Raw genomic sequence first — 11,886 nt, 5'->3', positions numbered from 1 at the left:
GCACTGAGTTCGAAAGCTCTATTTGGCGTGCCATTTTAAATGCGCGATGACCCTTGTTGATGACCCTCATGCGGATGTCCTATGGGCTGCATATCCGAATTCCTTGTCCTTTAAATGTCCGTTGTGTAAAAAGTATGTCAGGGGAGGGGCGAGCATCTGTGATCGAAGACATGTATCCGTTGGCGCCTGTTCAGCAGGGCATGCTTTTCCATGTCCTGGAGGCGCAATCGGAAAAGGGCGTCTACTGGGCGCAGGGGCTTTACGAGTTCGACGGGGTTCTTGACGTCGGTGCGATGCGGCGCGCCTGGGAGCTGGTGGTCGACCGCCACGCCGTGCTGCGCACCGGTTTCGTGTGGGAGGGCGTGCCCGAGCCGCTCCAGGTCGTCATGAGCGGCGTCGAGGTGCCCTTCGAGGTGCACGACTGGGCCGCCGTGACCGACCGGAAGGCCGCGCTCGACGACCTGCTCGCCCGCGACCGCGCCCAGGGCTTCGACCTCACCAAGCCGCCGCTCATGCGCGTGCACCTCATCCACGACGGCACCGGCCACCACCGCATGGTGTGGGCGCTCTACTCCGGGCTCTGCGACGGCTGGAGCGTGCCCGTCGTCCTGGAAGAGGTCGGCGCCACCTACGACGCACTGTGCCGCGGCACGACGCCGGCCCTCGAACCCGTGCGGCCGTACCGGGACTTCATCGCCTGGCTCGGCAAGCGCGACCGCGCCGAGGCCGAGTCGTTCTGGCGCGGCTACCTGGCCGGCATCGACGCCCCGACGGCGCTGCCCGTCGACCGCTCCGTGCGTGACCACTGGGCGCAGGGCCGCCGCCACGCCGAACTGCCGGAAGCCCTGACCACCTCGATCATGGACCTCGCCCGGCGCCGGCGCGTCACGCCGTCGACGGTGATCCAGGCGGCGTGGGCGCTGCTGCTGTCCGCCTACTCCGGCGACGACGAGGTCGTCTACGGCCTCACCGTGTCCGGCCGCCCGGCCGACCTGCCCGGCGTCGAGTCGATGGTGGGCGTCTTCATCAACACGCTGCCGGTGCGCGTGCGGATCTCGTGGGAACGCTCGTTCGCCGACTGGCTGGGCGAGCTGCAGGAGAACCAGATCGCGGTGCAGCGCTACGAGTTCACCGCGCTGCCGGACATCAAGCGGTGGTCGGACCTGCCGCGCGGCAGCGGTGTCTTCGACAGCATCGTGGTCTTCGGCAACTACCCGCAGGCCCTGCTGTCCGAAGAGGAAGAGGAGAGCGACGACGAGGACCGCTTCGGCGCGGTCGACTCGATCGAGCAGATCAACTACCCGATCGGTCTCGCGATCGACCTGGAGGACACGCTCAAGATCGAGGCCGAGTTCTCCACCGGCGCGTTCGACGAGACCACGGTCGACCGGCTGCTCGACCAGCTGCAGGCGTTGCTGGCCACCGCCGTGGCCCGTCCCGACCAGCTCGTCCGCGAGGTGACGCCGACGGCCGTCAGCTGGAGTGCGGGGCCTCGGTTCGACGAGCCGTTCGTCGGCTTGGCCGAGCGCTTCCGCCTGGCTGTCAACGACTTCGGCGACCGGGTGGCCGTCCGCGGTGACGTTGAGCTGACCTATGCCGAACTGGGCGAACGAGTTGCGCGGGTGGCGTCCGGTCTGCGTGCCGCCGGTGTCGGCGTGGAGACGCGGGTCGGTCTGTGGTTCGAACGCTCGGTGGACCTGGTCGTGGCGATCCTGGGTGTGGTGCAGGCAGGTGGCACGTACGTGCCGCTGGATCCCGCGTTGCCGCACGGCCGGTTGCGTGACGTGCAGGCCGCTGCCGGTGTCGAGCTGGTCGTTTCTCGTGGCGATTATGCCCTGGACGGTCCGCGGGTCGTCGAGTTCGCGGAGTTGACCGGGTCCGTCGAGTGGCCCGAAGTCGTTGCCACGCCTGAACGTCTGGTCTACGTGATGTTCACGTCGGGCTCGACCGGCGTGCCCAAGGGCGTGGAGGTCACCGAAGAAGGTGTCGTGCGCGTCGTGCTCGACCCCGCCGTGGCCGCGATGCCCGGTGACGTGGTCGCGCACATGGCGGCGGTCTCGTTCGACGCTTCCACCTGGGAGATCTGGACGGCGTTGCTGAGCGGCGCGACGCTCGCGGTGGCTCCCGCGAACCTGGCCGAGCGACTGGACGTCGCGAAGCTCTACGCGCGGCACGGCATCACGTTGTCGTTCATGACCACCGGTTTGTTCCACCAGCTGGCCGACACCGATCCCACCGTGTTCGCCGGACATCGCCTGGTGCTGGCCGGTGGCGAGGCGATGTCGCCCCTTCAGGCGCGCAAGGTGCTCGACGCCAACCCGGCCGTGGCGATCTACAACATGTACGGCCCGACGGAATCCACGGTGTACGCGTCGTTCCACGACATGCATACCGGCCGACTTGGTCCGTCCTCGGTTCCGATCGGAACCGCGTTGCGGGGCTTGCATTTCTACGTGCTGGACCGCTGGCTTCAGCCGACGCCCGTTGGCGTGCCGGGGGAGCTGTACATCGGCGGAACCGGCTTGGCACGCGGCTATGCGGGTCGAGCTGACTTGGCTGCGGAGAGATTCGTCGCTGACCCGTACGTGCCCGGCGCCCGCATGTACCGCACCGGCGACCTGGTGCGGTGGGGTGCGGACGGCGCGGTCGACTTCGTCGGCAGAACTGACAACCAGGTGAAGATCCGCGGGTTCCGGGTCGAGCCGGGCGAGGTCGAGCACGTGCTCGTCGGCCACTCCGAGGTCGCCAACGCCGCGGTGATCGTCACCGACAAGCGTTTGATCGCCTACTTCGTGGGCACCGCCGACTCGGCCGACCTGCGGCGCTTCCTCGCCGAACGTCTGCCCGAGTTCCTGGTGCCGTCCGCGATCGTGCCGCTCGACGAGTTGCCGTTGAACGCCAACGGAAAGCTCGACGTGCGCGCGTTGCCGGACCCCGGTGCGCCCGAGACCACGACCGCGTACCAGGCGCCCAGCACGGAGGCCGAGCGCACGCTGGCCGAGGTGTGGTCGCAGGTGCTCGGCGTCGAACGGGTCGGTGTCCACGACAACTTCTTCGAACTGGGTGGCGACTCGATCGTCAGCCTGCAGATCGTCGCGCGGTCCCGTGCCGCGGGTCTGCGGCTGGAGATCGCGGACCTCTTCACGCACCAGACCGTGCACGCCCTTGCCGCCGGCAGCACCACGTCCGAGCCGACTGCGGTCGACCAGGGCGCCGTCACCGGACCCGTGGCCTTCACGCCGATCCAGCGCTGGTTCCTGCGCGAGGACCTGCCGCAACGCGACCACTTCAACTGGTCCGGCATGTTCGAGCTGGCACCGGGCACGGACGCGGACGTGATGCGGGCCGCGCTCGGCACCGTCGTCGCCCACCACGACGCCCTGCGGCTGCGTCTGCGCGGTGACACCCAGGAGAACGCGCCGGCCGAGACGGCTGACCTGGTGACCGTGCTCAGGACGGACCTCGACGAGGACGTCATCGCGGCCATGACCACCGCGCAGACGTCGTTGAGCCTCACGGACGGCCCGTTGCTGCGCGCCGTGTACGTCGACCGCGGCGATCAGCCGGCGTGGTTCGGCCTCACCGTGCACCACTACGTCGTGGACGCGGTCTCGTGGAACGTCCTGCTGGAGGACCTCGACACCGCGTACTCCGCCGGAGTTCTCGCGCCGAAGACCACCTCGTACCAGGAGTGGGCCGCCGCGCTGGAGGCGTTCGACCCTCAGGACGAGCTGCCCTGGTGGCGGGAGGTCGTGCGGACGACCACGGCCGTGCCCACCGACCTCGCCGGACCGAACACCGAGGACTCGACCGAGTCCGTGCGCGTCTCGCTCGACGAGGCACGCACCTCGGTCCTGCTCACCCAGGCTCACCGCGCCTACCGCACCCAGGGCCACGAACTCCTGCTCGCCGCACTGCTGCAGGTGCTCGGGCGGTGGACCGGTGTCAACGCCGCCGCCATCGACCTGGAGAGCCACGGCCGCGAGCCGATCGCCGACGGCATCGATCTGAGCCGCACCGTCGGCTGGTTCACCGCCATCCACCCCGTCGGGCTGCACCACAGCGACCTCGGCGACATCGCCGGCGTCGTCAAGGCGGTCAAGGAACAGCTGCGGGCGGTGCCTCGTCGTGGCGTCGGCTACACCGTGCTGCGCGAGCGGGACGAGCAGTTGCGTTCCGCGCTGGACCGGCCGGTCGTCTTCAACTACCTCGGTGGCGTCGACGCCGTGGAGGACTCGGACGGGGGCCTGTTCGCCCGTGAACTCTCCGAGGACCTGTGCGGCCCTGCCGAGGGCGATGGCGGGCTGCGCTCGCACGTGCTCGGCGTCGAGGTGGCCCAGGCCGCCGACGGGACGCTGTCCGTGGAATGGCAGTACAGCACCAATCTCCACGACCGCTCGACGATCGAACGGCTCGCCGTCGCGTACGTGGAGGCGTTGGCTGACCTCGTCGATCACTGCCGATCGGGCGCGCACGGGTTGACGCCGTCGGACGTCCCGCTGGCGGCGCTGGAGCAGTCCTCTTTGGACGCTCTGGTCGCCCGCACGCCTGGACTGGCCGACGTCTACCCGTTGTCGCCGCTGCAGCAGGGCATGCTCTTCCACGCCGTCGAGTCGCCGGACAAGGGCGTCTACTGGACGCAGGACGTGCGTGAGCTGACCGGCCCGCTCGACGTCGACGCGATGCGTGCGGCCTGGCAGCTCGTGCTCGACCGGCATTCCGCGTTGCGCACCGGGTTCGTGTGGGAGGGCGTGCGCGAACCGCTCCAGGTCGTCGTCGGTGACGTCGACGTGCCGTTCGAGGTGCACGACTGGACGTCGGTCACCGATCCCGACGCCGCCATCGAGGAACTGCTGGCCGCCGACCGCGCCCGCGGCTGCGATCTCGCCACCGCACCACTGCTGCGGGTCGTGGTCGCGAGTGGACGTGACCGGCACTGGATCTTGCTGGCGTTCCACCACCTCTACGCCGACGGGTGGAGCATTCCTCTGCTCTGGGACGAGGTCACCGCCGCCTACCAGCGCGAGCCTTTGCCGCCGGTGCGGCCGTACCGGGACTTCATCGCCTGGCTCGGACAGCGTGATTCCGCCGAGGCCGAGTCGTTCTGGCGCGAGTACCTCGCCGGGTTCGACTCGCCGACCCCGCTACCGGTCGACCGCGTGGTGCGCGAGCACTGGGCCCAGGACCGGCGCGAACTGGCGCTGCCCCGCGACGTCACCGGAGCGCTGGTCTCGTTGGCCCGTGACCAGCGGGTCACCCTGTCGACGGTCGTGCAGGCGGCGTGGGCCGTGCTGCTGTCCGCCTACTCGGGCGAGGACGACGTCGTGTTCGGCCTGACCGTCTCCGGGCGCCCGGCCGACCTGCCCGGCGTGGAGTCGATCGTCGGCCTGTTCATCAACACCCTGCCGGTGCGCGTGCGGGTGGCGTGGGAGACGTCGTTCGCCGACTGGCTCGGCGAACTGCAGGAGAACCAGGTCGCCGTGCAGCGACACGAACACACGCCGCTCGCCGACATCCAGCGCGTCGCCACGGGCGGCCTGTTCGACAGCATGCTCGTCTTCGGCAACTACCCGCAGGGCGCGGCGCCGGAGGAGGGCGAGGAGAACCCCGAGGAGCTGTTCGCCTCGACCGACTCCGTCGAGCAAATGCACTACCCGATCATCCTGGCCGTCGACCTGGAAGCGACGCTGAAAGTCGAGGCCAACTTCTCCAGCGGCGCGTTCGACCCGTCCACTGTGGAGCGGCTGCTCGGGCAGCTCGCCGAGGTGCTGACCGCGGTCGCCCGCCGGCCCTCCGCCGTGGTGCGGGAGGTGACGCCTTTGCCCGTGACCGGGTGGGGTGTCGGGGCTGCTGTGGACGAGCCGTTCGCGGGCCTGGCGGAGCGGTTCCGGCTGGCTGTCGACGAGTTCGGTGACCGGGTGGCCATCCGGGGTGGCTCTGAGCTGACCTATGCCGAGCTGGGCGAACGGGTGGCGCGGGTCGCGTCCGGCCTGCGCGCTGCCGGTGTCGGTGTCGAGACGCGGGTCGGCCTGTGGTTCGAGCGCTCGGTGGACCTGGTCGTGGCAATCCTGGGTGTGGTGCAGGCGGGTGGTACTTATGTGCCGCTGGATCCTGCGTTGCCGCACGGCCGGTTGCGCGATGTGCAGACGGCTGCCGGAGTCGAGCTGGTCGTGTCGCGTGGCGACTACGCCCTGGACGGTCCGCGGGTCGTCGAGTTCGCGGAGTTGACGGGGCCTGCCGAGTGGCCCGAAGTCGTTGCCACGCCTGAACGTCTGGTCTACACGATGTTCACGTCGGGCTCGACCGGCGTGCCCAAGGGCGTGGAGGTCACCGAGGAAGGCGTGCTGCGGGTCGTGCTCGACTCCGCGGTGGCCGCAGAACCCGGCGATGTCGTGGCACACATGGCCGCGGTGTCGTTCGACGCGTCGACTTGGGAGATCTGGACGGCGTTGCTGACCGGCGCCACCCTCGCCGTCGCTCCGGCCGACCTGGCCGAACGGCTGGACGTCGCCAAGGTCTTCACCCAGCACGGCGTCACGTTGTCGTTCATGACCACCGGCTTGTTCCACCAGCTGGCGGACACCGATCCGGCCGTGTTCTCCGGGCACCGGCTGGTGCTCGCCGGTGGCGAGGGGATGTCGCCCGTCCAGGCCCGCAAGGTCCTCGACGCCAACCCCGCCGTCGCGATCTTCAACATGTACGGCCCCACCGAGTCCACGGTGTACGCGTCGTTCCACGACATGCACACCGGACGGCTCGGGCCGGCCACCGTGCCCATCGGCACCGCGTTGCGTGGCTTGCGTTTCTACGTGCTGGACCGCTGGCTCCAGCCGACTCCGGTCGGCGTGCCGGGAGAGCTGTACATCGGAGGCACCGGCTTGGCCCGTGGTTACGCGGGCCGCCCGGACCTGGCCGCGGAACGGTTCGTCGCAGACCCGTACGTGCCTGGTGCCCGGATGTACCGCACCGGTGACCTGGTGCGATGGGGCGCGGACGGCGTGGTCGACTTCGTCGGTCGCACCGACGACCAGGTGAAGATTCGCGGGTTCCGCGTCGAGCCGGGCGAGGTCGAGCACGTGCTCGCCGGCCATCCCGATGTCGCCAACGCTGCTGTGATCGTTCGGGAGTTGCAGCAGGGCAAGCGGCTCGTCGCCTACGTCGTGGGCACCGCCGACGCTGCTGATCTTCGCGGATTCCTCGCCGAACGGCTGCCCGAGTTCCTGGTGCCGTCGGCGATCGTGCTGCTCGACGAGTTGCCGTTGAACGCCAACGGAAAGCTCGACAAGCGCGCGCTGCCGTTGCCCGAGGCGCCGGACAGCGGCTACGAGGCGCCGACAACCGATGCCGAGCGCACGCTCGCGGAGGTGTGGTCGGAGGTGCTCGGCGTCGAGCGCGTCGGCCTGCACGACAACTACTTCGAGCTGGGCGGCGACTCGATCATCAGCCTCCAGATCGTCGCCAGGGCACGGGAAGCCGGTCTGGAACTGAGGATCGCCGACCTCTTCACACACCAGACCGTCCAGCAGATCGCCCTGCACACGGGGGTGGCCGCCAGCTCGCAGGTCACCGCGAAGCCGTTGGCCGACCTGGAGCCGCTCAGGGCACGGGTGCCGGGGCTGGTCGACGCGTATCCGTTGTCGCCCATGCAACAGGGCATGCTCTTCCACGTCCTGGAAGCGCCCGCAGACACCGCGGTGTACTGGGCGCAGGACGTGCGCGAGGTGCGCGGACCGCTCGACGTGGCGGCCATGCGGGACGCCTGGCGGACCGTCGTGGGACGGCATCCCGCGTTGCGCAGCGCGTTCGTGTGGGAAGGCGTCGAGGAACCGCTGCAGGTCGTCCTCGGCGAGGTCGACGTGCCGTTCGAGGTGCTCGACTGGACTTCCGTCGCCGACCCCGGTGCCGCGTTGGACGAACTGCTCGACGCCGACCAGCGGCGTGGGTTCGACGTCACCACGGCGCCGTTGCTGCGCGTGTACGTGGCGGACCGGGGCGACCGCCAGTGGGTCGCGTTCACGTTCCACCACCTGTACCTCGACGGCTGGAGCATCCCGCTGGTCTGGGACGAGGTGTTCGCGGCCTACCAGCGGAAATCGTTGCCGCCCGTGCGTCCGTACCGCGACTACATCGCGTGGCTGCAGGAACAGCCGCCCGCAGACGACTTCTGGCGCGAGTACCTGGACGGCTTCACCTCGCCCACGGCCCTGCCCGTCGACCGCACCACCCGCGTGCACTGGGAGCAGGGCAGGCGGCTGCGCGAGCTGCCGGAGAACGTCGCTCTCGAACTCGAGGGCCTGGCACGGCGTGAGCACGTCACGATCAGTGCCGTCGTGCAGGCGGCGTGGGCGTTGTTGCTGGCGTCGCACAGCGGCGAGGACGACGTCGTCTTCGGCCTCACGGTGTCTGGACGCCCGGCCGAGCTGGCCGGTGTGGAGTCCATCGTCGGCCTGTTCATCAACACGCTGCCCGTGCGGATCAAGGTCCCCGGCGACCGCACCCCGTTCGACCGGTGGCTGCGGACCGTCCAAGACGGACAGGTTGCCGCCCAGCGGTTCGAGCACTCGCCGTTGGTCGACATCCAGCGAACGGCGGGCGTGCCGAGGCTGTTCGACAGCATCGTCGCCGTCCAGAACCTGCCCGGTGGTTTCGACGACGGCGACGACACGGACGAGTTCGACTCGCCGGCGCTGCTGGAACAGGGCCGCTACCCGCTGAAGCTCGTCGTGGACGTCGACGGTCAGCTCGCGCTGCTGTGCGAGTACTCCACCGGAGCGTTCGACGACGCGACCGTCGAGGCGTTGCTGGACCAGCTCGAACGCATCCTCACCACCGTCGCCGTCCTGCCCGGCACGCCGGTGCGGGAGATCGCCCTGCTCGACTCCGCTCAGCGCGCCGAGGTGCTCCGGTGGAGCTCGCCGGAGTCCCGCGAGATGCCGGAAGCGCACCTGGCCGCGCTGTTCGGACGCCAGGTCGTGGCCCACCCGGACCGACCGGCGCTGCGCGGTGGCACCGAACTCACCTACGCCCAGCTCGACCGCAGGGCCTCAGGTGTCGCGGAGTGGTTGCGCGCCAACGGTGTCGGCACGGGCACGCGCGTCGGACTCCACCTCGACCGCAGCCCCGAGCTGATCATCGCCATGCTCGGTGTGATCGGCGCGGGCGGCACCTACGTCCCGCTCGACCCCTCCCAGGGCACGGCGCGCCTCGCCCAGATGATCGAGACTGCAGGCGTCACCCTCGTTGTCACGACGGGGGAGTGGCCGCTCGACATTCCTCGCGTCCGCGTCCTGGAACTGACCGGGGCCGAGGCCGCAGGACCGCTGCCGGTCGTCGGCGGTCCGGCCAGCGAGCTGTACGTGCTGTTCACGTCGGGTTCGACGGGCGTGCCCAAGGGCGTCTCGCTGACCCACGAGGGCGTGGCCAGGGTGTGCACCGACCCGGCCGTGCGCGTTGAACCCGGCGACGTCGTGTCGCACCTCGCGGGCATCGGGTTCGACACCGGCGCGTTCGAGATCTGGCTGGCGCTGCTCAACGGCGCCACGCTCGTCGTCGGTCCCGCGGAGCTGGCCGAACGGATGGACGTCGGCAAGTTCCTGCGCGAGAACGAGATCACCGCGTCCCTGCTCACCACCGGCCTCTTCCACCAGCTCGTCGAGACCTCACCGGACGTGCTCGACGGCCTGCGCCTGCTCGTCGTGGGCGGCGACGCCCTGCAGGCCCAGCACGCCCGCACGGCCCGCGAACGCCGGCCGGACCTGCGGATCGTCAACGCCTACGGGCCCACCGAGACCACCATGACGTGCACCGTCCACACCCTCGACGCGATCGGCGCGCAGGTGCCCATCGGCCGGCCGTTCGCGGGGATGCGGGCCTTCGTGCTCGACTCGTGGCTGCAGGTGCTGCCACCCGGTGTGGCGGGCGAGCTGTTCGTCGGTGGCCCCGGCGTGGCACGTGGCTACGTCGGCCGCGCGGACCTCACCGCCGAGCGGTTCGTCCCCGACCCCACCACGCCTGGGGAACGCCTGTACCGCACCGGTGATCGGGCCCGCTGGCGTGCCGACGGCACGCTGGAGTTCCTCGGCAGGGCCGACGACCAGGTCAAGATCCGGGGCTTCCGGGTCGAGCCCGGCGAGGTCGAGGCACTGCTGGCGAGCCACGCGAACGTGCGGGCCGCGGCTGTCGTCGCCACGACGTCCGGTATCGGCAAGCGGCTGGTGGCCTACGTGGTCACCGACGCCGACACCGCCGACCTGAGGACGTTCCTGCGCGAACGGCTGCCCGACTACCTGGTGCCGTCGGCGTTCGTGACCCTCGATGCGCTTCCCCTGACCCCCAACGGCAAGCTCGACCGCCGAGCCCTGCCTGAACCCGCTGCACCGGAGTCGGACGCGTACGTCGCCCCGAGCACCGACGCGGAACGGGCACTGGCAGGCATCTGGGCGAAGCTACTGCAGATCGACCGGGTCGGCGTGCACGACAACTTCTTCGACCTGGGCGGCGACTCGATCGCCTGCCTGCAGGTGGTGGCACGGGCTCGCGCCGCAGGTCTCGGACTCGCGGTGGCCGACCTGTTCACCCACCAGACGATCGCCGAACTGGCGGCCGTCGCCACGGTTCCCGTTCTCGTGCACCAAGGTCCGGCGACCGGACCGGTGCCGCTGACGCCCATCCAGCAGTGGTTCACCAACGCCACCATCGACGACCGCAACCACTGGAACTGGTCGGGCCTTTACGAACTCGAACCGAACGTCGACGCCACCCGGCTCCAAGCCGCGCTCAACACCCTGGTGACCCACCACGACGCCCTGCGCACCCGCCTGCACGACGGGCGTCAGCAGATCGTCGAGCCGGGCGAGACGGTCACACTGACCGTCGTCCAGGGTGACGTCCAGCAGCACATGGACGCACTGCACCGGTCGCTCGACCTCGCCGACGGGCCGCTCGTGGCCGCGATTCTGGTGGACCGCGGCGCCGAACCCGCGTGGCTCGGCCTGGTCGCACACCACCTGGTGGTCGACGGCGTGTCGTGGAACATCCTGCTGGAGGACCTCGACGCGGCCTACCGCGGCGAACCCCTCCCGCCGAAGACGACGTCGTTCCGGCAGTGGGCGGAGTCCGTTGTGGACTTCGCGGGCAGTGACGAGGTCCGCGCGGAGCTGCCGTACTGGCTTGAGCAGACCGAGACCGGGTTCACGCTGCCGGTCAACGCCACCGGTGCCAACACCGAGGACTCCGCCGCCGTCGTGGAGGTCGCGATCGACGCCGCGGGCCTGCCGAACACGCAGGTCCTCGACGTGGTCCTGGCCGCGCTGCACCAGACGCTGGGGGAGTGGGCCGGCACCGACACCGTCGTCGTCGACCTCGAACACCACGGCCGCGAAAGCCTGGCACCGGGCACCGACCTGTCGCGCACGGTCGGCTGGTTCACCTCGGTTCACCCGCTGGTGCTCCAGCACGACGACCTGAGCGACGGCACAGGTGTCATCGACGCAGCACGCGAAAGCCGGAAAGCCGTGCCGCGCAACGGAGTCGGCTACGGCGCACTGCGTCACCTCGCGGCCGACGACCCGGACGTGCGCCGCCTGCGGGCCGCACCGGACCGGCAGATCAACATCAACTTCACGGCGTCGCTCGACGCCGTGAACGACGACGAGCAGGGGCTGGTTGTCGCGGAACTACCGGGTGACCTGTGCGGTGAGAGCACAAGTGGGGGCTTGCGCCCGTACGCACTGCACCTGGAGATCGAGCGCACCGGCGAGGGAGAGCTCCTCGTCGAGTGGCACCACAGCACGAACCTCCACCGGACCGAGACCGTGCGGCGGGTCGCCACCCGGTTCCGGCACGCCGTGGAGGGCTTGCTCGAAGACATGAACAGGAATTGAGGGG

General features: G+C 69.9%; 1 protein-coding gene. It reads left to right on the top strand.

Translation table 11 applies throughout. The features are described from left to right. The first annotated feature begins 59 nt into the window (after positions 1–59). Positions 60–11,882, top strand: a complete 11,823-nt coding sequence (locus ACH413_RS35685; RefSeq protein ID WP_360038624.1) for an amino acid adenylation domain-containing protein — start codon at positions 60–62, stop codon at positions 11,880–11,882. Positions 11,883–11,886: the final 4 nt, after the last annotated feature.

Source organism: Lentzea sp. NPDC020367 (assembly GCF_044387305.1).
In the GTDB taxonomy this organism is placed as follows: domain Bacteria; phylum Actinomycetota; class Actinomycetes; order Mycobacteriales; family Pseudonocardiaceae; genus Lentzea.
This window is presented reverse-complemented; position numbering and strand designations above follow the sequence as displayed.